The organism is Mesorhizobium sp. M0923 (assembly GCF_040319365.1).
Lineage (GTDB): Bacteria > Pseudomonadota > Alphaproteobacteria > Rhizobiales > Rhizobiaceae > Mesorhizobium.
Genome location: NZ_JAMYNW010000007.1, coordinates 169,104 through 192,505, shown reverse-complemented (window position 1 = coordinate 192,505; position 23,402 = coordinate 169,104). Strand labels below are relative to the sequence as shown.

The following is a 23,402-nucleotide window of genomic DNA, read 5'->3' as shown; positions in this document are numbered from 1 at the left end:
CTCAACCGCCGATCCCATCACGAATGGCGCAGAAATAGCGGTCGGTTCCGACCTGTCCGCCCTTGAGGGCAATTTCCAGCCCGTCAATCGCCTCGATGCGCGAATGCGCGAGACAAAGCGGCGAGCCCGGCGATGCCGGCAGCGGCATTCGCACCGTCAGCGCATCGACGCCTATCTGGCCAAGTGCGTGGCTCGACGTATCGCCGCCGGCGATGACCACGCGCAGTAGCTTCTCTTGAAGCGTCAATTCGCGGAGAAGCTCGCCAAGGCCGCGGCCAAGCTTATGGCGGGCGCCTTCCTGGAGATCGATTTCAGCACCGCGGTCGGCCGCCGGTCCGAGCGCGGTGTAGAGGATGACGCTGCGCCCGGCCTTCAGGCTGGAGCGGCCGGTTGCAACCGCGCGCGCAATAGCGTCGTTCGAAGCCTCAGAAACCAGTTCGACCGGGTCGATCTCGATCCCGTCGAAGCCATCGGCTAGAGCATGCCGGATCTGCCGTTCCGTCGTCGGCGAGCAGCTCCCCGAGACCACGGCGATCCTGTCGGCAGCTCCCGGCGGCGAAAACGCGAGTTTGGCATCCACGATCCGGTTCGATGCCCATTCGGCCAGCAAGGCATATTCGATGCCTGAAGAGCCGACGACGAAATAACCGCCCGGCCTGCGAGCGCGCCATATCTCCTTGCCGGCAAGCGCCTGGGTTTCCAGGCTGTCGGCATCGAAGAGCACGATGTCTGTGCCATTCTCCACAAGCCGGTCGAATGCTTCCGACCGCGACGCCGATTGCAGCGTCGCCAGGTCGACCAGCCCCGAGCTGAGGTCTGTCTGGCGCGACAGATGGATCAGCAGGTCGGATTCGTCCATCGGCGTGGTCGGATGGCGGCTCATCACGGGATGGCGATCGATACGGAAATATTTGTCGCGGTAGGCCGCGAAGAGATGACCGAAGGCGGTGTAGCGCTTCAGCTGCGGCGCGCCGACCACCAGCGGCACGCCGCCTTGCCGGAAAACCGAGCGGCCGATCTCGATCGCCCGGCCGATGCTGCCGATTGCCGGGCTGGAATCGAAGGTCGAGCAGACCTTGTAGTGGCAGATCTCGGCGTTGAGGGTCTTCAGCCAGGCGAAGGCATCTCGCAGATGCGTGTCCATCCACTGCGGCGTCTCGCTTCTGCTGGTGCCGGCCAGCCCGATGGCGCGGCAATGCGCAAATTGCGAAAGCAGCGCCTCGTCCGGCTGCCGCATGAACAGCACGGTCGGCACGCCGCCGAGCTCGAGCGCCTCCATCACATCGGTCGAGCCGGTCAGGTCGTCGCCATAATAACTCAGAAGCAGGTTTTGCATGGCGTCAGGCCGCCTTGCCGTCGCCGAACTTCTCGATCGACCGCGCCAGCTCGACATGGCTCAAGGCATAATCCGCCAACGGGATGTCTTGGACCGCCGCCTTCCAGGCCTGCTGCACGGCGCGCACGCCGGCGCCCGGCCCGTCCGGGTGGCTGACGATGCCGCCGCCGCAGAGATAGAGAAGATCGACCGTCCGGCCGGTTCGCTGGAAGGTTTCAGGCGCCTGCCCGCCCCACTGGCCGGAGCCGGCGACCGGCAATGCGCAATCGGCCGGCGAAAAGATCGGCGTGGTCACCGCCTTGAAGGATTCGACGAAGGACCAGTCGGGTTCCCAGTATTTCGAGGCGATGCCATTGATCTGGAATTGGTCGACGCCGAGCAGCCGCCAGAACTGCTGCCAGACCTTGAAGTCCATGCCGAGGCCAGGATGACGGGTGAGAATGTCCCAGCCATTGCGGTGGGCATGGAGCACCAGGCTGGAGCGCTTTCGGAGGTAAGCCATGCCGCCAAAACCGATCGAATTGATGTTGACCACAGCACAATTGCCGCCGGCCTTTGCCACCAGGTCGTGGTTTCGCATCATCTCGTCGGGATCGGCATGTGAGATGCCAAAGGCATACATGACCTTCTTGCCGGTCTTCTGCTCGTGGTCGAGGATCAGCGGCATAATTGCCCTCACCCGCTCCGACAGTGGTGAATAGGCCGGGCTCATCAGCTTCTCGTCGTCCTTGATGAAATCGACGCCGGCGGCAATCAGCTCTTGCACCATTGCGGCCGTCTCGGGCGGGCGGAGCCCCAGCGCCGGCTTGACGATGGTCCCGATGATCGGACGATCCGCGACACCGGTCAGCCTGCGGCTGCCCGTGACGCCGAATTGCGGGCCCGGATGCGCGCCCCGGTACTCCTCGGGTAGCCTCATGTCGACGACCCGGATACCGGACAGGCCCTTGATCGAAAAAGTGCCGCCGATGGCGATGGTCATCAACGCCGACAAGTCGGTGCCGATGGCGTCTAGCGGAAACGCGATGTCGACGTCGGCGCGCTTGACCGGGCCATTGCGCGCTTCGGGACCGGTTTCGGGAACAGACGGCCGATCCGCATCCGGCAGATGCCGTATCGCCAGGACTCGCGCCGCGACCCTGGCCTTGAGCTCTTCGGTCTCGCCGGCCAGCGCGACGAAGGTTCCGGTCGACTGGTCGCTTGCGATCTTGGCCGCCAGCGCCTCGATATTGCCGGGCGTTTCGATGCAATAGGTGAGAACAATCATATTCGCGCGGCCTGCCGGGGTGGTTCGAAAAAGGTTCCTTGGCCCTTGAAATCTGGTATAATGAGTACATAAGCTTTGCAAGCCCTATCCGGCTGGGCAGGGCCGGGCGAGCCGGCAGCAGGCGTTCCGGAATTCACGCCGGAAATGCTAGATAGGGGCCGGTCAAAGGAGTGATTCGCGACGATGAACCGTTCGGAGCCGATCGTCCGGCGCAAGCTTTCCGACGAAGTATTCTTGAGACTGAAGCGCCTGATCACCAGCGGCGAATTGCTGCCGGGTGACGACATGCCATCGGAGCGCGAATTGATGGAGCGCTTCGAGGTCGGCAGGCCGGCGATCCGCGAGGCAATGCAGGCGTTGAGCAATATGGGCCTCGTCGCGATCTCGCATGGCGAGCGGGCGAAAGTGCTGCAGCTGACCGCCAAGTCGATCATCAAACAGGTCGACGGCGCCGCCAAGATCATCCTGTCGTCGTCGAAGGACACGCTGGAGCACCTCAAGAACGCGCGTATCTTCTTCGAGCGCGGCATGGTCAGGGAAGCCGCGGAGAAGGCAACCGCCGAGGACGTGCAGCGGTTGCGCGCAACGGTTGCAGAGCAGCGCAGCCATCGTGGCGACTCGGAAGCCTTCATATCCGCCGACATGAAATTCCACACCCAGATCTCGGCAATATCCGGCAATCCGATCTATGTCGCCGTCAGCGAGGCAATGCTTGGCTGGCTAAAGGAATACCACACCGAAATGCTGATCTGGACCGGCAAGGAAAAGTTCACGCTGACCGAGCACGAAGAGATCATCGGACGCATCGAAGCCAAGGATGCGGATGGCGCCGAGAAGGCGATGATCAAGCACCTCGAACGCTCGCGTGCGCTTTACGTGATGAACTCCGGCAGCTGAAAACCAAGAGCAAGGTCCCGACCGGCCTAGCGGCCGGCTTGCTCTCGGCTTACTGACTGACCACAGATCAGCCTGAGCCCGGACCGACGCAGTTTTCTGTTGCCCTCTGAATCCGATGTATTTGCCGCGTGTTTTCATTCAACGATTTCAGCATTTGCATCTTCCCAGCCATGGATTTCCGCGGCCCGCTTTCGTCAGCAAGCCCGCATAGGCCCTCCTGGAGCCCCTCGCGCTTGTTCTGGAATTGGCAATTTTTGCAAAGACTATGCTAAGCTTGCCATCCACGAGAACGACACTGGAGTACCGCAATGGCTGTCAGGAGCCTCCACGTTGTGATCTGGCTGCCGTCGAATTTCTATTCAGCCGTCGTCTCGACGCTCGTGGAAATGTTTCAGCTTGTGAATGACGTCTGCCGTTCGCAGGTTCTCTCCTGTGAGTTCGTTTCAAGGAGCGCGCCGTCGGCTTCAAGCACCGGAATTTCCTTCCCGACAAAGGCTCAACCATCCCGGAAAATGGATGTCCTGATTCTCATTGCCATGCCGGGTGTCGAGATTCCGGAGCTTCTGCGCTCGCTCGACGAGGAGAGTGAACATTCAAAACCGCTGATCGCGCTCGCGCAGCAGCAGGACGCAATCATCGCAGCGCATTGCGGCGCGTGTTATCTGCTCGCCAATTCGGGATTATTGGACGGTAAACGCGCGACGATATCCTGGTGGCTGAGAGCCGAGGCAAGCCGCCGGTTTCCGCAAGTGCGATGGGACGCTTCCCGCCTCCTCATTCGCCAGGACCGCCTCTACACATGCGGAGGCGGGTTTTCCGGACTCGAACTCGCCAGGGCTTTGCTGATCGATCTGGGCTTCTCGAAGGAAGAGCGGATCATTCGAAAACTTCTGGTTCTCCCGCCGCCGCGCACATTCCAGAGTCCCTACGAATTTTCCCTCGATGGAATTTCGAACGGGGCCAGCCCATTCGAGGACAAGCTGCGCGAGCTCTCGAAAGACAAGATGTCGGAAATCGATTTGAAATTTCTCGCAACCGAATTGGCGATGTCTTCGCGAACCCTGTCTCGCAGGTTTTTCGACGAGTTCCAGACAACGCCGGGAAAATGGATTCAGGAAAGGCGGCTGGAGTTGGCAAAATCCATGCTTGAGGAAACGAAACTGAGCGTTTCAGAAATTTGCTATCGGGTGGGATATCAGGACGTCGCCTCGTTCAGCCGTCTTTTTTCCAAGACAACTGGAATGGCGCCAGGCGAGTTTCGAAAGCAAATCCGGTGACAAGCCGGCAGCGGAAATGCTGCGGCTAGGGGCAACCGTTGCGGAATTGCGGCGATTCATGAACCCCGGCATATGACTTCAGCCGATCCGGACGATTGCGTAAGGCGTCATCACAAGACGGTCTCGGCCCGACGCGTCGCGCTGAATCTGGCGTGACGTTCGTCCATCCCAGATCTTCAGAAAACCCTGATCGGAGCCGAGCCCGGAAACATCGACTAAAACGTCGTCAGGGGTAAGGTTCGTCAGCCAGACGATGATCTTGCCTGTCTGGGTGCGGCTGGCCAGTCCGAGCACCCGCGTCTCATCGGTCGTTGCTGCCGCCATGTGCGCATGGCCGGCCAGTTCGCAAAGTCCTTTCACCGCGTGGAAAATCGGCCGGCGTGTACCTTCTTCGACCGGTTCGTCCGACGAGGCCAGCACGCCGAATGGCCCGGTGAAGCTGCAGAGCGTGAGCATTTCGAGCCCGGCAGGGGCGAGGCGTGCGGCATAGCCGATCGTCCACGCAGCCCCGAACAGTCCGGCATGGCGAGGGTCGCGGTCGGCCATGGCAATGCGCTGACTGTCGGGATTGGCCTTGGTCGCGCCGCCATAAGGGTTCTGGCGCATGGCAATGGTCGACGGCCCGATCCGATAAGGTTTTGTTCCGAAGATCGCCCGTACAGACGCCGCGATGAAAGGCAGCGCCTCCAGCGATTGCATGACGCTGAGATCGTCGGCGGCATGCACGATGGGGCAAGTGCAATGCGTGACGAAATCGAGCGGGTCGGCCGGCACACGCTTGCGGTTGAGTTCGGTGAAATAGCTGAACATGCCGCCGCCGAGGCGGATGTCGGGAAAGGCACGCCGCGCCGCGGCATAGACGTCTTCGAGCGGCAGGCATTGCGGCCACGCGCTGCCCGGTGGCGTCGACTGCCGGTCGACCGAGGGCGAGACGGCAATGGCCGAAAGCTTGAGCCCGGCCTGGCGCACCCTGTCGGCGACGCCTGAAAGCTCGGCGTCGAGATCGCCGTCGCCGGCAATGACACATTCGAGCGTTGTCCGGACCGGATAGGCGGCGGCGAGCCGGGCGTAGGATCGCAAGGCATCGAGCTCGTGGCCGCGCGTCGGGTCATAGTGGAACATCAATTGTTGCGGACCAAGCTCGGACAGCACCGACAGCTTGCCCAGCACCGCCTCGACCTCATCCGGGTAGATGATCACGCCAACGTCCGGCAACACCGGTCCGGCTTGGCCGAGCGTGACACGGATCGGTTCGGCGCTTGCCGCGGCAGCCGGCACTTTCCCGCGGCCCTCCATCCGCAAGCTGATGGTTTGGCGGAAGGTTTTGCCGGCAGGCAGCACATAGGGCCATGGCAGCGCCAGCGGCCGGACATAGGTCTTGTAGGAGGCATCTGACCAGTTGCGCTGGTCCTCCATCTCGAAAGTATCGCCTTGCATCCGGCATTCGGCGCTGACGCCCGGCCGGACCTCATGGGTGATCGCCCGCAGATTCTTGAACGGCTGCCAGGGATCGATCAGCTCTGGAAGCCGCGTCGCGACCACGCTGCCATCGGTATGCTCGACCGTGACCGGGCGGCCGGCCAGGCCGGCGATCGGATGCAGGATGCAGAAACCACAGCGATTTGTTTCGAAATCGCTGTCGGGAAGTGCGCTCACGTCGAAGACCAACTGGCCATCGGCGGAGCCCTTGATGGTCGCACCGAAGCCGAGTCGGCTGCCGTCCGGTGCCTGGCAACTTGCCGAATAGCTGACCGAAAATGCCTCGGCATCTTGCTCGATGGCAAGGTTGGTGAGCGCCGGCTCGTAAGTGCCCCAGTCGCGATCCCTGACGATGTAGGCGATGGCGCGCAGAACTTCGGTGCTGCCATGCCGAATGGTGCGCAGATTGCCGTTGACGAAGTCCGCCGTCAGCGCGCCGGCGCGCAGCCTGACCGGTTCGACTTCAACTGCACGTGTGCCGTAGAGGAGGAAGGCGTCGGCTGTCATTTCAGCAAGGCGTCGAGTTGCACCGGTTCGCGGCTTGCGGCGCCGGCATAGGCCGCCTCGACCAGCGCCAATGTCTTGAGGTTGTCCGCGCCCGAGGTCGCGGGCTCGGTTACGCTGGTCAAGCAATCGACCCAATGCTTTTGAATGGCGACGACGCTTTCCTGGATGTTGTGCCACGGCCGCGATGCCCAGGGCAGCAGCGGTGGCGAGACGTCGCTGACAGCCGTCCCGCTCATGCCGGTGACGGTGAGGCGGTAGCCCTGCGCCAGCCGGATCGTGCCCTCGCTGCCGTCGATCTCGATCAGCGTCTCGGGGAACGGTTCTGTCGCGAGCTTGGTCGCATAGCTGCAGTCGACCACCGAAGTGGCGCCGCTCGTGTGGTCCATCAGCATCGTCGCAACGTCCTCGCCGGCAATGCCAGGGTTGATGCGCGCCGTTCGCGCGGTGACCGTCGAGACGTCGCCCAGCAGAAAGCGGGCGATGTCGAGGATGTGGATGCCGAGGTCTTCGATAATGAAGCGCTTTCCCGTCGCCAGATAGGGCTGGCCGGAAAACACGTCATAGGCAGAGCGGAACGAGATCCGTCCGAAAAAGGGGGTGCCGATTTCGCCGCTGTCGAGCACGGTACGCACCGCCTGGATCGGCGACTGCCAACGAAAATTTTCGTGCACCATCAGCGGCACACCGGCGACGGCGCATGCCTTCACTATCGCCTTGGCGTCGGCAAGCGTCGGCGCGAACGGTTTTTGGCAGATTCCCGGGACGCCGTGCTGCGCCGCCATCTCGACGAGGGGACGGTGGCTCGGCGCGGTGGTGGCGATGTCGACGAAATCCAACCTTTCGCCGGCAAACAGTGCTGCCGCGTCGGTATAGCGCCGCGCGACCCCGAACTGGTCGCCGACGATCCTCAACCGGTCCGGATCGCGGTCGCAGATGGCAGCGATCGAGGCACCCTCTATGTCGCGCCAGGCATGCATCTGGTTGACGGCGAAGAAGCCGCAGCCGATCAGCGCTCCCCGCAGTTCCGTCATGTCAGCCGGCCTTTGCCATCTGCATCAGCGTCACCCGGCTCTGCAGCCGGCGCTGTGCCTGGTCGACGACGACGGCGACGATGATGACGAGGCCCTTGATCACCATCTGCCAGAACGAGCTCACCCCCATCATCACCAGCCCGTCCGAAAGAATGCCGATGACGAAGGCGCCGACAATGGTGCCGCCAATGGTGCCGCGTCCGCCCGACATCGAGGTGCCGCCGAGCACTGCCGCGGCAATGGCGTTGAGTTCGAAGCTCTCTCCGGTCGCCGGATGCGAGGCCATCAGTTCGGACGAGATGATCAGTCCGACGATCGCCGCGCAGAAACCGGAGAACATGTAGACGAACATCTTCACCATGTTGACGCGGACGCCCGAAATCCGCGCCGCCCGCTCGTTGCCGCCAACGGCGAAAATGTGGCGGCCGAGCGGGGTGTACTTGGCGAGATAGGCGGCCCCTAATGCAACAACGAGCAAAATCCACAGCGCGACGGGCAGGCCGAGCAACCGGCCGGCGCCGAGAAAGCCGAATCCGGTGGTGCCAAGCTCCGGCTTGCCGACGAGATTGGGGAAGGTGCGCCCGTCGGACGACAGCAGCGCCAGGCCGCGCGCGACATAGAGCACGCCGAGCGTGGCGATGAACGGCGCAACGTTAAGCCTGGTGATCAGCAAGCCGTTGACGGCGCCGATCAATATGCCGACGGCAAGCGTGATCAGCGCGATCTCGAAGACGTTGAAATAGATGGTATAGCCGACCTGCAGGTCGATGCCGTTGAGCACGAGATAGCCGGCCACCATGCCGCACAGGCCGACGATCGAGCCGACCGACAGGTCGATGCCGCCGGTGATGATGACAAAGGTCATGCCCATTGCGAGGAATGCGTTCAGCGCCACGTGCTTCGACATCAGGATAAGATTGGCGGCCGAGAGGAAATTGGGGGCAGCTATCGAGAAGAACAACAGCACGGCGATCAGCGCGATGAACGTCCTCGCCTTCATCAGCGTCAGCAGGACCGAGCCGCTCGAAAGGGAGGTGACCGCCGCCTTGGCTGGAATGTCAGTCATGCGCCTTGCTCTCCGTGCGGGACCGGTCCGTGGCCGAGCGCCGAGGCAGCGACGATTGCGGCCTCTGTCGCCTCGGCGCGGTCGAACGTACCAGTCAATTTTCCATTGCTCATCACCGCGATGCGGTCTGACAACGCCATCACCTCATCGAGATCCGAGGTGGCAAACAGGATCCCCAGGCCGTCGCGCGACAGCTTGCGCATGGTGCGGAACACGTCGGCCTTGGCGCCGACGTCGATGCCGCGGCTCGGCTCGTCCATCAGCAGCACCTTCGGTCCGGTGAGCAGCGCCTTGCCGATCACCACCTTCTGCTGGTTGCCGCCCGATAGCGACGAGACTTCCTGCGCCGGATCGGCGACCTTGATCGCCAATTCGCGCACGGTCTGGGCCACCGCCTGTCGTTCGGCGGCACCACGAATGTGGAACAGGCGCACGAAACGCGACAGGCTGGCCAGCGTCAGATTGCTGGCGACGGAGAGGGTCGACACCAGCCCTTCGCGCTGGCGGTCTTCGGGGATCAGCGCCAGGCCGCGGCGGATGCGTCGCGTCGTGTCCCGCTCGTGCACTTTTTTGCCGGCAATGAATATCGTTCCGGTCGAATGGCCGTGACGGCCCATGATGCAGTCGAACAGCTCGCTGCGTCCGGCTCCCATCAGCCCGTAGATGCCGAGGATTTCACCGGCGCGCAGCGACAGCGAGACGTGGTCGACCGCGAGCCCGCCGGTGACACGCGGCAGGCAAATGTCCTCGGCACGGAATATCTCTTCGCCCGGAACATGGCCGTCGGCCTTGGCGAAGTCCTTGGCGTCGGAGCCGATCATCTGCCGCACGATCCACTGGGTATCGACGTCTTTCATCTCCGCCTGGCCGGTGATGCGCCCATCGCGCAGCACGGTGATGGTGTCGCCGATGCGGATCAGTTCCTCGAGCCGATGCGAGATGTAGACGATTGCCACGCCGCGCGCCTTGAGGTCGGCAATCACCTTGAACAGGATCTCGACTTCCGCCGCGCTGAGCGCCGAGGTCGGTTCATCCATGATCAGGATGCGCGCATCGAGCGAAACCGCCTTGGCGATCTCGACCAGTTGTTGCTGGCCGATGCGCAGATCCTCGACCAGCATGTCGGGCCGGATGCCGGCTTCCAGGCGTTCAAGGAACTCCGCCGCGCGGCGCTCCTGCTCTTTGCGGTCGATCTTGCGGAAGCGGTTGGTGATCTCGCGGGTGGCGAAAATATTTTCGGCGACAGTCAGATTGCCGAACAGGTTCAGCTCCTGGAACACCATGCCGATGCCGCGATTCACCGCATCCCCGGATGACGAGAAGGAAACCTCCTCGCCGTCCAGCAGAATGCGCCCGAGTGTCGGCTGCTCGACGCCCGCGATGATCTTCATCAGCGTCGATTTGCCGGCTCCGTTTTCGCCGACCAGCACGTTGACCGCGCCCTTGCGCACCTCGAAATTCGCGCGCTTGACCGCGACGGTGCCGGAATAGACCTTCGAGACATCCTCCAGCTTCAGGATGACATCTTGATCGCCGCTCATGGCTTCGGCCCGATCTCTGCCTCCGCCGGCGTCACCAGCGGCAGGTCCTGGCCACTGCCCGGCGTATAGGCGCCGAGGATCTTGACGCTGCGGCCCTCGAGTGTCTCGCGCGGCAGCTTGGAAAGTACGGTCTTGTCGGCATAGGCGTTGAACGACTTGCCGAACTGGGCGAAGTCGATCTGATTGGTGAAATCGTTGAACTGGATGAAGTCGAGGCTGTCGCGCAGGGCGGTCCCACGCATGGCGGGGCCGATCTGCACCCGCGCATCGGCCTTGCCGTCGCCGTCGGCATCGACATCCATCGTCGCCGCACGTGACTGTGTGTTGGCTGCAACGACCTTGCCCTCGAGCCGAACGGCGAAGGTCCACGGCGAATTCGCCTGCTTTTTCGGGTTGCCGTATTTGGCGCCGGCAGCGGCGGGATCGGCCTTGGCCAAGGCATGCACCTCGGGAAACGGCCCGGCCTTCTGCTGCAGATAGGGTATCACTTTCGCCGCCCAGATGTCCTCGACCATCTTGTCGGGATTGAACGCGGAGCCAGTGCCGCCGTTTTCCGCCGACGGCGTCGGCAAGATCTTGCAGGCGGTCAGGCTGACTATTGCTGCGAGGAACAACGCGACAAAGATCGGCCGGGTCAGCGTGTTGAACATGTCGGCTCGTTCGGCATGGCGGTGAGGAGCACCCGGAGAAATGGAAGCAAGGGCGAAATGGAAGCAAGGGACGAACCGGAGGCTCGTCCCTTGCTGCCTGATGTTACGCCGGCTCAGTTGGTGAGCGCGAACGTCTCGAGCTTGGCGGCATTGTCGCCATTGACCAGGACGCAGTCCATCAGCTGCTTTTCTTCGGCGGGAGACTTCTTGTTCTTGATGAAGTCGTTGGCCTGCTCGACCGCCATCTGCGCCTGCGCGAAGGCCGGCTGCAGGACCGTCGCCTTGATGCCGCCGGAGGTGATCGAGTCGCGCACGTCGTTCGACCCGTCGAAGCCGACGACGATGACGTCCTTGCGGCCGGCAGCCGCGAGTGCCGCATAGGCGCCCATCGCCATCGTGTCGTTGCCGGAGATCACGCCCTTGATATCGGGATTGGCCTGGAGGATCGATTCCATCTTTGAATAGGCCTCGGTCTGGCTCCAATTGGCCGACTGCTGCGCCACCATCTTCAGGTCCGGATAGTCGTCGATGACGTCGTGGTAACCCTTGGAGCGGATGCCGGCATTGGTGTCGGATTCCTTGCCGACGAGCTCGACGAAATTACCCTTCTCGCCCATCAGCTTGACGAATTCCTGCGCGCCGAGCTGGGCGCCCTGATAGTTGTTGGAGACGATCTGCGCGACGGCAACGCCGGTGGCATTGATCTCGCGATCGATCAGGAATGAAGGAACACCTGCGTCCTTGGCCTTCTGCACGGCGGCAACGGTGGCGTCGGCGCCGGCATTATCGAGGATGATTGCCTTGGCGCCGCGGCCGATCGCCGTGTCGATAAGTTCGGACTGCTTGTTGGCATCGTCGTCATGGACGAGCACCAGCGCCTCGTAGCCGAGTTCCTTGGCCTTGGCCTCTGCGCCGACAGCTTCCGCCTTGAAGAACGGATTGTCATGCGAGGGCGTGATGATGGCGATCAGATCCGCCGCATAGGCGGGTGCGGCCGTGCCAAGCGCCAGCATGCCGGCGAAAGCCGCAAGCGTCATTCTGCGTGTCAGTTTCATGTATTCCTCCCGTTGAAAACCCGTGCCTTGATCCCAAGGCTATATGCATTCAATTCGTTAGCCAGCGCGGATCGCGGCTCGCGTCAGGTTCACAAGCCCTTTGCCGGCTTCACCTCGATCGATCGTCTCCCCGCTATCCTCCACTCGTCCCAGGCCCTGAGCTTGCTGCGAAGCTTGACGGTCCGAGCCATCGAACAGCTAAGCTAACTGGTATGATGAGTCAATGACAATTTCAGGTGATATGTTCCGGAAGACGCGTCGCGCCCTCAGGTGATGCGCTGAATGCTCGCGGCAATCTCCTCCGGCTCGAACACCCGCTTCCAGTCATCGCGCATCAGCACCGGCTTGCCGAACTCTATCGCCTTGTTGCAGGCGTCGGAGAACACGCCTTTGGTCTCGCCGAAGATGACGGCGCCAAGCACGTTCATATGGCCAAGCAGGAAGTCGAGCGCCGCCTGCTTGTCGACCCCGCGCGCCACCACCTCGTCGACGGCCTCCTTCATGACGACGAGCAGCGAAGCGCATACCGTTTCCGAAAGGCCGGGCTCGAGCAGCGCCATTTGATCGACAGTGACGCGATGCGAGCGCATGACCGGGGCCCAGATGATCTTGGCGATCGCCTCACCCTTGGCGAAATCTTCCTCCGGTCCCTGCATCAAGGCGCTGACCATGTGCTGCTTGGCCTTGACGCCGCCGAAATAGTCCTTCTTGGCCGCCATGTCGGTCTCGTCGTTGAAGATCGGCGGGTGGCACGGGTGGGTGACGAAATAGGTCAGGTCCGGTCGCTGCGGCAAATGCCCGGCGAAAGGTGCCGCGGCGTCGAGCACGACGACCATCGTGCCTGATGGAAGCTTGCTCTCGATGCTCGCCGCGACCTTGCCGATATGCGTATCCGGCACCGCCAGGATCACCACATCAGCGCCATCAAGCGCCTCATCGGCGCTGACGGCATCGATGCCGAGGCCCGACTTCAGCCGCTCGCGGCCGGCGTCGCCGACCTCGACATGGCGTACCGTATAGGGAGATCCGCGAAAATTGGTCGACAGGCGGTAACCCATTTTGCCGCCAGCACCAAACAGCGCAATCGTTGTCATTGTCCGTTACTCCTGATTTCCAACGACCGCCCTGCCGATCGTCATCCCATTGACTTGTATGCACATTGCCGCCGGCTGGCGGATTAGAAAAGGCGGGGAGCCGCCGCTCAAATGACGATGCCTGGACGATGTCCCGGGCGCTCGGATGTCCAGCACAGCGCAGCTATGCGGGGCAATGCTACCTCAGGTACATATTATACCAGCATACCAAATTGGCAAGCGGCCGTGGCACGGCTCTGCGCCACCGGCGAGCCGCAGCAATCGCTTGGGTTTGGCCGTCGTTTACCTCCTGTTCAATGGCAATGAGCGATCATCGCGCTGAACTGCCAATCGGGCGGGATGATTCGCAGCGAACAAAGGCCCATGCTCGAGACTTCACTCTACAGCCCGGTCAAGACCTTCCTCGAAGGCCTGGGATTCATGGTCAAGGGCGAGATCGGCGGCTGCGATCTGCTGGCGCTGAGTGCCGACTCTCCACCGATCGTCGTCATCTGCGAGCTAAAGCTGAAGTTCAATCTCGAGCTGGTCCTTCAGGGCGTCGACCGTATGGCGGTGAGCGACGAGGTCTGGCTCGCAGCATGCATGTCGGGCCGTGGCAAAGGCCGTGAGAGCGATGTGAGGTATCGCAATCTCTGCCGTCGCCTCGGCTTTGGCCTGCTTGGCGTGCGGACGAACGGCGAGGTTCAGGTGCTGCTCAGCCCGACGGCATTGGCTCCGCGTAGGGATTCCCGGCGCCGCTCGAAACTAATCGACGAACATCGGCGTCGGCAGGGCGATCCTGTCGCCGGCGGCGGCTCGCGTGCGCCGATCATGACCGCCTATCGCCAGCAGGCCCTGGCATGCGCCGCAGCACTCGCGGACGGCCCAAAGCGGCCGCGTGACTTGAAGCCCAACCTGCCGAACGCGCCCAAAATCCTGCTGCACAACGTGTATCGCTGGTTCGCGCGCACCGATCGCGGGATCTACGAACTGACCACTCAGGGCCGTGAAGCATTGCAGCGCTGGCCGCAGCCCCATCGCAGCCACACCGCTGGCTGAGACAGGCAACGCCGGATTTCGCGCTCGCTTCCGCGACAATCACGGCTTCGGCAAGACTGCAACCTCCGTGACGGAACCATATTTCGACACGAGGGTTGTGTCGTCACCGAATTGATCGTCCCTGAGCAAAACGGAAGGAAAGGCCATGCGGCTATCGACGACAATTGCCACACTCTCGGCACTGGCTCTTGCCTCGCCGGTCTATGCGCAATCCGTGGGACCAGAGCTTGCCCCTGTCCCGCCGACGGCCCCGCAAACCCTGCCAGAGCAAGCCACGCCCGAAGGGGCCACTCCCGACCAGGCTACACCTGACCAAGCCTTCTCCGCCCAGAATTTCACCGCAGTGACAATCGTGGCGATGGAGGATCTGCCTCCTGACATCAAGGCACAGGCGGAGGCCGTCGTCACCCAGACCAGCGCCGAGGATTTGCGTATCCTGCAAAGTTCGATCGACGCATCGCCGCAGGCGGCATCGGCACTGGCGGCGAACGGGCTTAATTCCACGCAGGTCGTGGCCGCCAATATCGACGGCGACGGCACGCTGACGCTGATCATCCAGACGACGACGTGAGCGGCTGAAAGCGGACAAGCCGGTTCCGGCATGGAACCGAAGCCCGCCTGGATCGCGGAGGACTGTCATGGCCGAGGCTGCAGTTCGCAACTTCACCATCAATTTCGGGCCACAACATCCCTCCGCTCACGGCGTCCTGCGGCTGGTGCTCGAACTCGACGGCGAGATCGTGGAACGCGCCGATCCCCACATCGGCCTGCTGCATCGCGGCACCGAAAAGCTCATCGAGTACAAGAACTACCTGCAGGCCCTGCCCTATTTCGACCGGCTCGACTACGTCGCGCCGATGAACCAGGAGCACGCATTCTGTCTCGCCGCCGAGAAGCTCCTTGAAATATCGGTTCCGAAGCGTGGGCAACTCATTCGCGTGCTTTTCTGCGAAATAGGCCGGCTTCTGTCGCACCTCCTCAACGTCACCACCCAAGCCATGGACATCGGCGCGCTGACGCCGCCGCTCTGGGGTTTCGCCGAACGCGAGAAGCTGATGGTCTTTTACGAGCGCGCGTCCGGCGCCCGCATGCACGCGAATTATTTCAGGGTCGGCGGCGTGCATCAGGATCTGCCGCCGGAGCTCCTCGACGACATCTGGAATTTCTGCGATCCGTTTCTCAAGGTCTGCGACAATCTCGAAGGGCTGTTGACCGAAAACCGCATTTTCAAGCAGCGCAATGTCGATGTCGGCGTGATCGGCCTTGACGATGCCTGGGCCTGGGCCTTCTCCGGCGTGATGGTGCGCGGATCGGGCGCCTCCTGGGATCTGCGCAAGGCGCAGCCATACGAATGCTATCCGGAGATGGATTTCGATATCCCGGTCGGCAAGCATGGCGACTGCTACGACCGCTATCTCGTACGCATGGAGGAAATGCGCCAGTCGGTCCGGATCATGCGGCAATGTCTGGAAAAGTTGCGCTCACCCGAAGGCCAGGGGCCGGTCGCGATCCCGAACCGCAAGATCACGCCGCCGCCGCGTGCCACGATGAAGCGCTCGATGGAAGCGACGATCCACCACTTCAAACTTTATACAGAAGGCATTCGCGTGCCGCGCGGTGAAGTCTATGCCGCCGTCGAGGCGCCGAAGGGCGAGTTCGGCGTCTACCTCGTATCGGACGGAGGCAACATTCCCTACCGATGCAAGATCCGCGCACCTTCCTTCGCCCACCTGCAGGCGATGGATTTCCTGTCCCGAGGCCATATGATCGCCGATGTTGCCGCGATCATCGGCTCGCTCGACATTGTGTTTGGAGAGATCGACCGCTAGGGCGGATCGAAGGGTGTTTGGAGAGATCGATCGCTAGAGCGGATCGAAGGGTGTTTGGAGAGATCGACCGCTCACCAGGTCGAAGGATCTTCCACGATCGCGGGATTGTTCGTCCTTAGCCAGATCTCACCTGCCTGGACGGCGCTCGAACGCCCGTCGGACGAGGGCTCTCAATTGCGGCGGGCCAACTCAAATTCTCACATCAAAGACGGACGCATGGCCGCGACAAGGCGCAGCCAAGCGTCAAGGAGTTTCACAATCTGCGCGGCCTGACGGGGCACGAGTCCTTCCAAGTTCGGAAGCGCTCTCCACAGCGCGGAAAGAACGCGTGTTCCGCCGTTCCTCGTATCGCGTCAATGCACGATCAAGCCCTTCATCCAGGCAACAAATCTGTTGCCGCGAACTATCCCGCGCACCCTGGCAGCGGCCCATCGCGCTTGCATCGTGGCGCCAACGTGGCAATGGCAAACGATTTGGTGCAACTGCCGGTCGCTCAGTTCGAAGAAGCGCTTTGCCTCACCATAGGTATCGTCGTTCAAGCCCATGGCACGCAGAACCGGATCCTCGAAAGCGACAGTGAGCGGCGTCCCAGCGCCACGCGATCTGTCGCGCGCTTCCCTGTTCATATATTCGGTGCCTGGAAGCGCCCCAAGGCATCGCGTCGGGTTTTGCTCGAGAAGTTCTGCCCAACGCTCAATCCGCTGGTTTCGGGTCATCGCCGGATACGCCGCGAAGGACTCAACTTCCGCGACGGCATGCAGTTGGTCGAGTGTTTGATGTTTCATGGTCGGCTCCTGTCGACAGGTGAATTCGCCCACGCCTATATGAGCAATTATCGCGCCGTGGAGCGCTGACAAGGCCAGACCGCCGCAACATCAGGCGTACGGATCATCTGCCCGGTGAAGCGGCGCTCGAGTTCAACGCGCCGGCGCCGCTCGGTGGGTTCGACGTCGCCCCGTTAACCGAACCCATTCCGGGCAGGAACTTTTGCGGAAGTTCGCGGTTTGGCTTTGCGTCCGCTCCGGCGGCTGCAATATCAGTCTTGAAAGCCATTCCGTTGGACACGAAGCCGCAAAGCGTCGAACAAGACGTCGAGCCTGTAAATGAAACTCGGGAGCAACCGGCCCGGGTTCGAGAATCTCGTGAGCGATCGGCAGAGCCGCGGCAGGAAAAGCCCGACGGGGATGCCTCGCAACGAAAGGCCGGTCTGCTCGGCTTTCCCAGGCGCCATCCCTATGCGACGGCGGCGGTTGCGCTTGCGCTGTTGCTCGTCGCGGCAGGCGTCGTGATCTGGTGGCTGAACGCTCGCCAGTACGAATCGACCGACGACGCCTTCATCGACGCCCGCACGGTGACGATCGGCGCCCAAATCGCCGGCCGCATTACCGAGCTGGCGGTTAGCGACAATCAGCACGTGCAGGCAGGTGATGTCCTCCTGCGCATCGACGACAGCGACTATCAGGCACATCTGAAGCAGGCCGATGCCGGCGTCGCCGCGGCCGAAGCCGAAATCGTCAATGTCAACGCTCAGATCGAGGCTCAAAACGCAAAGGTGAACGCTGCCCAGAGGCAGGTTGCACAGGCCAAGGCAGCGCTGGATTTCGCCAAGGCTGAGGATCAACGCAATCGCGAACTCCTGGCCAGGGGCACGGCAACGCAGCAGCAGGCGCAGCAAGCGGCATCGACGCTGCGTCAGGATCAGGCCGCGCTGGACAGCGCCGAGGCCAATGTCGCCTCGGCAAAAAGCCAGGTTTCGGTCTTGCAGGCACAGGCCAGGAGCGCCGAGGCGCAGCTCGAACAGGCCAAGGCCAGCCAGGAGCAAGCCCGCACGACGCTGTCGCGCACGACCATCACAGCACCCGCAGCCGGGCGGGCAACGAGCATTTCGGCCGCTGACGGAACCTACGCCCAACCCGGCCAGGTATTGATGATGTTCGTTCCCGACGAGGTCTGGGTGAAGGCCAATTTCAAGGAGACGCAGCTCGACCTGATGCGGCAGGGACAACCGGTCGACTTCGATATCGACGCGTACCCGGACAAGTCCTTCCATGGCCGCGTCGACAGCATCCAGGCCGGCAGCGGCACCGCCTTCAGCCTCCTGCCGGCTGAAAATGCCACCGGCAACTACGTCAAGGTGGTGCAGCGCGTGCCGGTCAAGATCGTCTTCGACAAGCCGCCGGATGTGCTTCTCGGCCCAGGGCTGTCGGTGGTGCCGACGGTCAAGGTGCGATGAACGGCGAAGCAGCCAGAAATCAGGGCGAAAGCCGATCCGCCGCCGGGACGCACAATCCCTGGCTCATCGCCATTGTCGTTTCCATCGCCACGTTCATGCTGGTGCTGGACACCTCGATCGCCAATGTCGCCCTGCGCAACATCGCCGGCAGCCTGGCGGCCGGAATGGACGAAAGCACCTGGGTCATTACCACCTATCTTGTGGCCAACTCGGTGATCATCCCGGTCAGCGGCTGGCTGGCAAGCGTCATCGGCCGCAAGCGCTACTACATGCTCTGCGTGGCGACCTTCACCGTCGCGTCGCTGCTGTGCGGACTGGCGCCCAACCTGGAACTGCTCATCCTGTTCAGGATCCTTCAGGGCCTCGGCGGCGGCGGCATGGCGCCAAGCGAGCAATCGATCCTTGCCGATACCTTTCCGCCGGAAAAGCGCTCGCAAGCCTTCGCGCTTTACGGCATTGCCGTCATCGTCGCACCAACGGTCGGGCCGACGATCGGCGGCTGGCTGACGGACCATTTCTCCTGGCACTGGATCTTCTTCATCAACGTGCCGTTCGGCATCCTGTCGCTGGCACTGGTGCAATGGCTGTTGGTCGAACCGGACGTACTCGAACGCGAACGCAAGGAACGGCTGAAAGGTGGCCTGAAGATCGACGGGGTCGGGTTCGTCCTGGTGGCCACCGCATTGGGGTGCCTGGAGATCTTCCTCGACCGGGGCCAGCGCTACGATTGGTTCGCCTCGAATTTCATTACGACTTTCGCAGTGATTTCCGCGATCGCGTTCCTGCTGCTTATCCCATGGGAAATCAGTCGCAGCGATCCGGTCGTCGACATGCGCCTATTGTTCACGCGCCAGTTCGGCACGGCCTTCCTGGTTATGATGGCGGTCGGTGCTATCCTGTTCAGCACCACCCAGATCGTGCCGCAGCTGCAGCAGACGACATTTGCCTACACCGCGACGCTGTCGGGCCTTTCGATGATGCCGGGCGGCATCGCCATGCTGATCTTGATGCCGGTGTCCGGATTTGTAGGCAGCATCGTGCAGCCCAAATACCTGATCATGGTGGGCATGTCGGTGGTCGCAGTCGCGCTTTGGCACATGACCTCGCTTACCCCGGACGCCAGCTTCCGCTTCTTTGCCTTTGCCCGTGTCTTCCTGATGGTCGGGCTGCCGTTCCTGTTCATTCCCATCTCGACCGCGGCCTATGTCGGCCTGCCCCCGCAACAGACCAACCAGGCATCGGCGCTGATCAACGTTGCACGCAATATCGGCGGCAGCATCGGCGTCTCGCTGTCCAACACCGTCATTGCGCAAAGCTCCCAGATCCATCAATCGAATCTGGTTGGCCACACCGTGCAATCGTCGCCCGCCTATCAGCAGGTGCTTCGGCAGGCGACCGAGCATTTCGTCGCCCAGGGTTCGCCGCTGGTCCAGGCGAAGCAGCAGGCGATCGGCTGGCTCGGCCAGTTGATCGCCCGCCAGGCCACGCTGCTCGCCTACGTCGATGTCTTCCGCTATTGCGCGGTGGCAACCGCCCTGCTCGTTCCGCTTGCCCTGCTGCTGCGGTCAGGCAAGTCGGGCAGCAGACACGAGAATCCGGAGATGGGCTGACCCGCAGGCGCGACGGTGTGGTTCCAAAAACGAGGAAGCCGGGAACCAGCTGACCCATTGCGTTGTTCTGCGCCAAGAGGAGATGATCACGATGGCCACTATTCCCACACCCGAGCCAACACCGACCCCGGTACCACCGCCTCCCATCCCCGATCCCAAGCCCGTGCGTGAGCCGGACCCCGACAGGCTCCCCGACGAGGACCCCATTCCCAATCCGGATGAAAACGATATTCCGCCGAAGCGGATGTCTTTCAGCCGGCAGTTGCCGTGATCGTTCTGCAGCCTGTCTGGCGATTGCTTGCGCCAGCGGCGCCGCCTGTCAGATTTCGAGCATGGCGTAGGGGCGGCCGGTCGGCTTGGCGACATGCATGGCAACGTTATAGACCGACGCTCCGCCCGGCGTACGGCCCTCATAGACGCCACGATGCGCATGGCCATGCACCACTGCGCTGACCTGGAACCGGTCTATTGTCTCGGCCAGGCGTGACGAACCGAGAAACGGGAAAATCTCCAGCGGCTCGCCTTCGACCGTCTCGACGACAGGCGCGTAGTGCAGAACGACAAGCGTGCGTTTGGCGCGGACCTGCCGCATCGCGTTTTCAAGCCGCATCGCTTCGTTCACGCTTTCCGCCACCATCGACTTGATCGCCGGTTCGCCAAAGGAGCCGAGCATGCGCGATCCAAAACCGCCAACGAAACCCTTGACCCCAACGAACCCGACCTCGTGAATCTCCGTCGCCTCGCCGTCGAGGAGATGAACGCCCGCCTGACGCAAAATGTCGGTGACCTGCTCGACGGCGCCTGACTCATAGTCGTGGTTGCCAAGTACGGCGACGACCGGGATCGTGCAGGCACGCAGTTCCTCGGCAAGGATTTCGGCCTCCCGAGGCTTGCCGAGATTGGTAAGGTCGCCGGTCAGCACGAGAACCTGGGCTTCGCGCGACATCTCGCCGAAAAGATCGCGGTACGACGCCTGGTCCTCCTTGCCGACATGCAGATCGCCGATGGCGGCGACCTTGAGTGTGCCGCCGTTTTCGGCCTTTGCCGAAGCAGATTCGAGCTCGTCAGCCATCGCTATATTCTCCTTCACCGCCGACGTCGGCAAAGCCCCATTGCTTGACGTCGATCTCATAGTCGGTTCGTGAAAGCATGCGCCCGCGGCAGATCCGCATCCGGGAAGGCGGCAATTCGCGCTGCTTGGCCAGCCGGTCGAGCAACTCGTCGAGCAGCCACGCGGGCACACGGTCTCGCTCCGTCGGATAGATCCATCTGAAGTTCAAGAGATGCATCAGCAAGACTTCCCAATGAACTTCCATGTAGGAAAGCAGCCTTTGCCAGTCGATCTGGTCGTGCGCCTTGAGGATGGTGTGCGCGACGTCGGCGCCATCATGCCGGCCGCGGTCCTGGATGAAGCATTTGGACCAGATAAGCTCGGTTGGGCCGATGATCCGCACGTGGCTGCCCAGCAATTCGGCCTGGCGAGCATGCTCCAGCCACTGGTCGTCGACAGGCATTGTGCCGTTCATCGAGGTGAAGATGACGTCGAAAAAATGCGTGCCCCTGAACACCTTGCCGAGCCACCGGTCGTCCTCGACCACGACCGCATAGCCGATCTGCTTGAAATGGGCGAGGATGCGCGGGCAGTCGCCGGCCTTGCAGAAAATGTCGAGATCCTTGGTCGGGCGGATGATCCCGGTATAGGCGCTTACGGCATAGGTGCCGGCGACGAGAAAGGGGATGCCCGTCGCGACAAGCTCGCGGATCGCTTCGATATAAAAGACCTCCGCTTCGGCATTGCGAGGCGTCGGGGCGGCTTTTGGATCGACCGACGGAACGGATGCCGGGATGGCGCTTTCCGGTGGGGGATTGATGATCATAGCAAATGGCTCCTGGCCCGGCAGACCAGCAGCCGCCTGTATCTAATAGCCAAGCATGCCCGATGGTTCCCGCCGCTGCGTGCCACCGCCGCTCTCGCCTGCTGCATCAGGCGAACACGCCGCGGTGGCGGGCCTTCAAAGCGGTCATGGCTCTCGGCCGCGGCGGCAGCCATAAAGAGACATGTGAGCGGTTATTTTTGGCGTCAAGATCGCAGCGCGCTTCGGCCTCAAGCGCGTCGAGGCGTAGTGGGCCCGCTATCATTCTCGGGTCCGGAAAGGATTGGTTTCAACATGGTTCCCGAGCTGTCGGAGGCGCTGCGCACCCGGCGTAACAGCCACTTGAGCGCCCGTAGCCAAACCGACTCTGTTTTCCGGAACGCTGCAGGCGGCGTGGCGAAAAGGCCATTCTCCATTTTGTAGTTCCTCACTGTCTCAGTCCAATCAGCGTTCTTCAACGAGCAAAACTTGTGTTGGTTCCGTGTCGCCATCGGCGGGAGCACGTGCTGGACAGGCGAAGCCATCATTGGTGGGTTCAAGCAGGCTAGCCTTCTGCCGCGAGATCAGGGGCCTCGGCGATCAAGTCGCGGAATTCAGCCACTAGCCGGCAGGATTCAGCTCTTATCCTGATCCGCCGGCGCTGGACACGACCCGCGAAGGCTGAAATTGTGATCGGTATTTCCAGTTGCAAACTTGGTTGGGCTCGGCGGGGATGGCGCTGGTTTCTGAAGACATTGCCCGCCATCCGGCACTGCGTCGCCACGTCCAGGCTCAGTCGCGGACGCTTCTCCAAACCTATGAAGCGAACCCGCGGCTGGCCTCCGTATTCGCCGCGCAACAGCGTTGGCTGATGGCCCATATCGGCCTTGGCTTGTATTTCAATCGAGAGCCGGACGATCATCGCAAGGGACTTACGTCTGCACGGTTCATGGACGACATCTGCCGGCATTCGGTGGCCAGCCGCAACACCGCCGACGCCTTCCTGAAGGAGATGCTGCATTACGGTTTCATTCGGCATCTGCCGATCAAATACGGGCGCATCCGCCCCTTTGAGCCGACCGCGGGCACTCTGGAGACGGTTGCCGGCTGGGTCATGGCGCATCTGAAAACGCTGGACAGCCTGGACAATGGATTTCGACTGGCTGCATTCGTCGCACAACCGGACCTGCTCGCCAAACTGCAGCCGCTGGTGGCCGACGGCCTGCTTTCGTCGCATGCCGTGCGGGAGCCGAGACAGACCTTTTCCTTGTTCACCTGGCTCGACAATGGCGGCATCGTCATGGATTGGCTGATGTCTGGCGTCGATCCTGATCATGCCGACCTGGACCGAATTCCGACCGGTGTCGTCTCAATCGGAGATTTCGCGAACTGGCTCAAGCTTTCCCGGACCCACCTGTCACGCAAATTGCGCGATGCCGAGGAACTCGGCAGCATTGGCTGGTTGGGCCAGCGGGGTCACTCGGTCATGTGGGTTTCGAGCGAGTTCTATCAGGAATACATGACTGCCCAGGCGGTCAAGCTCGCCATCATCGATGCAGCCTTCGACAATTGTGTTGTAACTTCCGAAGCCAGCTGAACGGCGAGCCAAACGCCGTCGTGGCGGCTTTGGCGCCGCCAC

Annotated in this window: 21 protein-coding genes; 9 read left to right on the top strand and 12 right to left on the bottom strand. The window is 62.2% G+C overall.

The window, feature by feature from the left end; translation table 11 throughout:
- Window position 1 precedes the first annotated feature (1 nt).
- Both NKH89_RS14640 and oiaX read right to left on the bottom strand, forming a co-directional pair.
- Window positions 2-1,336 (bottom strand): four-carbon acid sugar kinase family protein, encoded by a 1,335-nt coding sequence (locus NKH89_RS14640; RefSeq protein WP_352482002.1) that lies wholly within the window; start codon window positions 1,334-1,336, stop codon window positions 2-4.
- Between the two features lie 4 nt (window positions 1,337-1,340).
- Window positions 1,341-2,603, bottom strand: a complete 1,263-nt coding sequence (gene oiaX / locus NKH89_RS14635; RefSeq protein ID WP_352787838.1) for a 3-oxo-isoapionate-4-phosphate decarboxylase OiaX — start codon at window positions 2,601-2,603, stop codon at window positions 1,341-1,343.
- Between the two features lie 183 nt (window positions 2,604-2,786).
- Between oiaX and NKH89_RS14630 the strand changes: the two genes are divergently transcribed.
- On the top strand, window positions 2,787-3,500 hold the full coding sequence (locus NKH89_RS14630; RefSeq protein WP_023720267.1) for a transcriptional regulator NanR: 714 nt from the start codon (window positions 2,787-2,789) through the stop codon (window positions 3,498-3,500).
- Between the two features lie 308 nt (window positions 3,501-3,808).
- Complete coding sequence (locus NKH89_RS14625) at window positions 3,809-4,777, top strand: GlxA family transcriptional regulator (protein WP_352787841.1); 969 nt, start codon at window positions 3,809-3,811, stop codon at window positions 4,775-4,777.
- 78 nt (window positions 4,778-4,855) lie between these two features.
- Here the strand turns inward: NKH89_RS14625 and apnL are convergent, their stop codons facing one another.
- From apnL to NKH89_RS14590, 7 genes are all read right to left on the bottom strand, one after another.
- Window positions 4,856-6,763 carry a D-apionate lactonase gene (apnL, locus tag NKH89_RS14620; RefSeq protein ID WP_352909194.1) on the bottom strand — a complete coding sequence of 636 codons (1,908 nt, stop codon included), beginning with the start codon at window positions 6,761-6,763 and terminating at the stop codon, window positions 4,856-4,858.
- Complete coding sequence (locus NKH89_RS14615) at window positions 6,760-7,794, bottom strand: Gfo/Idh/MocA family protein (protein WP_352909193.1); 1,035 nt, start codon at window positions 7,792-7,794, stop codon at window positions 6,760-6,762. The genes apnL and NKH89_RS14615 overlap by 4 nt, the downstream gene beginning before the upstream one ends.
- 1 nt (window position 7,795) lies before the next feature.
- Window positions 7,796-8,860 carry an ABC transporter permease gene (locus NKH89_RS14610; protein ID WP_023720264.1) on the bottom strand — a complete coding sequence of 355 codons (1,065 nt, stop codon included), beginning with the start codon at window positions 8,858-8,860 and terminating at the stop codon, window positions 7,796-7,798.
- Window positions 8,857-10,401 (bottom strand): sugar ABC transporter ATP-binding protein, encoded by a 1,545-nt coding sequence (locus NKH89_RS14605; RefSeq protein ID WP_352494746.1) that lies wholly within the window; start codon window positions 10,399-10,401, stop codon window positions 8,857-8,859. The genes NKH89_RS14610 and NKH89_RS14605 overlap by 4 nt, the downstream gene beginning before the upstream one ends.
- The gene (locus NKH89_RS14600; RefSeq protein WP_352909190.1) at window positions 10,398-11,051 is read right to left on the bottom strand and encodes a DUF2291 family protein; all 654 of its coding nucleotides are present in this window, start codon (window positions 11,049-11,051) and stop codon (window positions 10,398-10,400) included. Before NKH89_RS14600 ends, NKH89_RS14605 begins: the two co-directional genes overlap by 4 nt.
- Window positions 11,052-11,164: 113 nt before the next feature.
- Window positions 11,165-12,106, bottom strand: a complete 942-nt coding sequence (locus NKH89_RS14595; RefSeq protein WP_023675475.1) for a D-ribose ABC transporter substrate-binding protein — start codon at window positions 12,104-12,106, stop codon at window positions 11,165-11,167.
- A 266-nt stretch (window positions 12,107-12,372) separates the two neighbouring features.
- A complete protein-coding gene (locus NKH89_RS14590; protein ID WP_023720261.1) occupies window positions 12,373-13,200 on the bottom strand; it encodes a phosphogluconate dehydrogenase C-terminal domain-containing protein in 828 nt (275 codons plus the stop codon).
- Between the two features lie 363 nt (window positions 13,201-13,563).
- Between NKH89_RS14590 and NKH89_RS14585 the strand changes: the two genes are divergently transcribed.
- From NKH89_RS14585 to NKH89_RS14575, 3 genes are all read left to right on the top strand, one after another.
- Window positions 13,564-14,238, top strand: a complete 675-nt coding sequence (locus NKH89_RS14585) for a DUF2161 domain-containing phosphodiesterase (RefSeq protein WP_352494791.1) — start codon at window positions 13,564-13,566, stop codon at window positions 14,236-14,238.
- A gap of 145 nt (window positions 14,239-14,383) precedes the next feature.
- Window positions 14,384-14,809, top strand: a complete 426-nt coding sequence (locus NKH89_RS14580) for a hypothetical protein (RefSeq protein WP_023720258.1) — start codon at window positions 14,384-14,386, stop codon at window positions 14,807-14,809.
- Window positions 14,810-14,876: 67 nt separating this feature from the next.
- Window positions 14,877-16,067 carry an NADH-quinone oxidoreductase subunit D gene (locus tag NKH89_RS14575; protein WP_023720257.1) on the top strand — a complete coding sequence of 397 codons (1,191 nt, stop codon included), beginning with the start codon at window positions 14,877-14,879 and terminating at the stop codon, window positions 16,065-16,067.
- A 353-nt stretch (window positions 16,068-16,420) separates the two neighbouring features.
- Here NKH89_RS14575 and NKH89_RS14570 read toward each other — a convergent pair whose 3' ends face one another.
- Window positions 16,421-16,852, bottom strand: a complete 432-nt coding sequence (locus NKH89_RS14570) for a hypothetical protein (protein ID WP_352465792.1) — start codon at window positions 16,850-16,852, stop codon at window positions 16,421-16,423.
- Between the two features lie 272 nt (window positions 16,853-17,124).
- Here NKH89_RS14570 and NKH89_RS14565 point away from each other — a divergent pair, with 272 nt between their 5' ends.
- The 3 genes from NKH89_RS14565 (at window position 17,125) to NKH89_RS14555 (ending at window position 20,181) form a co-directional block, all read left to right on the top strand.
- Complete coding sequence (locus NKH89_RS14565) at window positions 17,125-18,300, top strand: HlyD family secretion protein (protein WP_352494744.1); 1,176 nt, start codon at window positions 17,125-17,127, stop codon at window positions 18,298-18,300.
- The gene (locus NKH89_RS14560) at window positions 18,297-19,910 is read left to right on the top strand and encodes a DHA2 family efflux MFS transporter permease subunit (protein ID WP_352909187.1); all 1,614 of its coding nucleotides are present in this window, start codon (window positions 18,297-18,299) and stop codon (window positions 19,908-19,910) included. The genes NKH89_RS14565 and NKH89_RS14560 overlap by 4 nt, the downstream gene beginning before the upstream one ends.
- Window positions 19,911-20,001: 91 nt before the next feature.
- Window positions 20,002-20,181 carry a hypothetical protein gene (locus tag NKH89_RS14555; protein WP_084642803.1) on the top strand — a complete coding sequence of 60 codons (180 nt, stop codon included), beginning with the start codon at window positions 20,002-20,004 and terminating at the stop codon, window positions 20,179-20,181.
- A gap of 48 nt (window positions 20,182-20,229) precedes the next feature.
- Here NKH89_RS14555 and NKH89_RS14550 read toward each other — a convergent pair whose 3' ends face one another.
- Window positions 20,230-20,982, bottom strand: coding sequence for a metallophosphoesterase family protein (locus NKH89_RS14550; RefSeq protein ID WP_023720253.1), 753 nt, complete (start codon window positions 20,980-20,982; stop codon window positions 20,230-20,232).
- The gene (locus NKH89_RS14545; RefSeq protein ID WP_023720252.1) at window positions 20,975-21,787 is read right to left on the bottom strand and encodes a nucleotidyltransferase family protein; all 813 of its coding nucleotides are present in this window, start codon (window positions 21,785-21,787) and stop codon (window positions 20,975-20,977) included. The genes NKH89_RS14550 and NKH89_RS14545 overlap by 8 nt, the downstream gene beginning before the upstream one ends.
- A 709-nt stretch (window positions 21,788-22,496) precedes the next feature.
- Here NKH89_RS14545 and NKH89_RS14540 point away from each other — a divergent pair.
- Window positions 22,497-23,360 (top strand): hypothetical protein, encoded by an 864-nt coding sequence (locus tag NKH89_RS14540; protein WP_352481991.1) that lies wholly within the window; start codon window positions 22,497-22,499, stop codon window positions 23,358-23,360.
- The last annotated feature ends 42 nt before the right edge of the window (window positions 23,361-23,402 follow it).

Excerpts from the sequence above, each read along its gene's own strand:
- NKH89_RS14640 (WP_352482002.1), bottom strand. The coding sequence starts at position 1,336 with ATGCAAAACCTGCTTCTGAGTTATTATGGCGACGACCTGACCGGCTCG.
- oiaX (WP_352787838.1), bottom strand. The coding sequence starts at position 2,603 with ATGATTGTTCTCACCTATTGCATCGAAACGCCCGGCAATATCGAGGCG.
- NKH89_RS14630 (WP_023720267.1), top strand. The coding sequence starts at position 2,787 with ATGAACCGTTCGGAGCCGATCGTCCGGCGCAAGCTTTCCGACGAAGTA.
- NKH89_RS14625 (WP_352787841.1), top strand. The coding sequence starts at position 3,809 with ATGGCTGTCAGGAGCCTCCACGTTGTGATCTGGCTGCCGTCGAATTTC.
- apnL (WP_352909194.1), bottom strand. The coding sequence starts at position 6,763 with ATGACAGCCGACGCCTTCCTCCTCTACGGCACACGTGCAGTTGAAGTC.
- NKH89_RS14615 (WP_352909193.1), bottom strand. The coding sequence starts at position 7,794 with ATGACGGAACTGCGGGGAGCGCTGATCGGCTGCGGCTTCTTCGCCGTC.
- NKH89_RS14610 (WP_023720264.1), bottom strand. The coding sequence starts at position 8,860 with ATGACTGACATTCCAGCCAAGGCGGCGGTCACCTCCCTTTCGAGCGGC.
- NKH89_RS14605 (WP_352494746.1), bottom strand. The coding sequence starts at position 10,401 with ATGAGCGGCGATCAAGATGTCATCCTGAAGCTGGAGGATGTCTCGAAG.
- NKH89_RS14600 (WP_352909190.1), bottom strand. The coding sequence starts at position 11,051 with ATGTTCAACACGCTGACCCGGCCGATCTTTGTCGCGTTGTTCCTCGCA.
- NKH89_RS14595 (WP_023675475.1), bottom strand. The coding sequence starts at position 12,106 with ATGAAACTGACACGCAGAATGACGCTTGCGGCTTTCGCCGGCATGCTG.
- NKH89_RS14590 (WP_023720261.1), bottom strand. The coding sequence starts at position 13,200 with ATGACAACGATTGCGCTGTTTGGTGCTGGCGGCAAAATGGGTTACCGC.
- NKH89_RS14585 (WP_352494791.1), top strand. The coding sequence starts at position 13,564 with ATGCTCGAGACTTCACTCTACAGCCCGGTCAAGACCTTCCTCGAAGGC.
- NKH89_RS14580 (WP_023720258.1), top strand. The coding sequence starts at position 14,384 with ATGCGGCTATCGACGACAATTGCCACACTCTCGGCACTGGCTCTTGCC.
- NKH89_RS14575 (WP_023720257.1), top strand. The coding sequence starts at position 14,877 with ATGGCCGAGGCTGCAGTTCGCAACTTCACCATCAATTTCGGGCCACAA.
- NKH89_RS14570 (WP_352465792.1), bottom strand. The coding sequence starts at position 16,852 with ATGAAACATCAAACACTCGACCAACTGCATGCCGTCGCGGAAGTTGAG.
- NKH89_RS14560 (WP_352909187.1), top strand. The coding sequence starts at position 18,297 with ATGAACGGCGAAGCAGCCAGAAATCAGGGCGAAAGCCGATCCGCCGCC.
- NKH89_RS14555 (WP_084642803.1), top strand. The coding sequence starts at position 20,002 with ATGGCCACTATTCCCACACCCGAGCCAACACCGACCCCGGTACCACCG.
- NKH89_RS14550 (WP_023720253.1), bottom strand. The coding sequence starts at position 20,982 with ATGGCTGACGAGCTCGAATCTGCTTCGGCAAAGGCCGAAAACGGCGGC.
- NKH89_RS14545 (WP_023720252.1), bottom strand. The coding sequence starts at position 21,787 with ATGATCATCAATCCCCCACCGGAAAGCGCCATCCCGGCATCCGTTCCG.
- NKH89_RS14540 (WP_352481991.1), top strand. The coding sequence starts at position 22,497 with ATGGCGCTGGTTTCTGAAGACATTGCCCGCCATCCGGCACTGCGTCGC.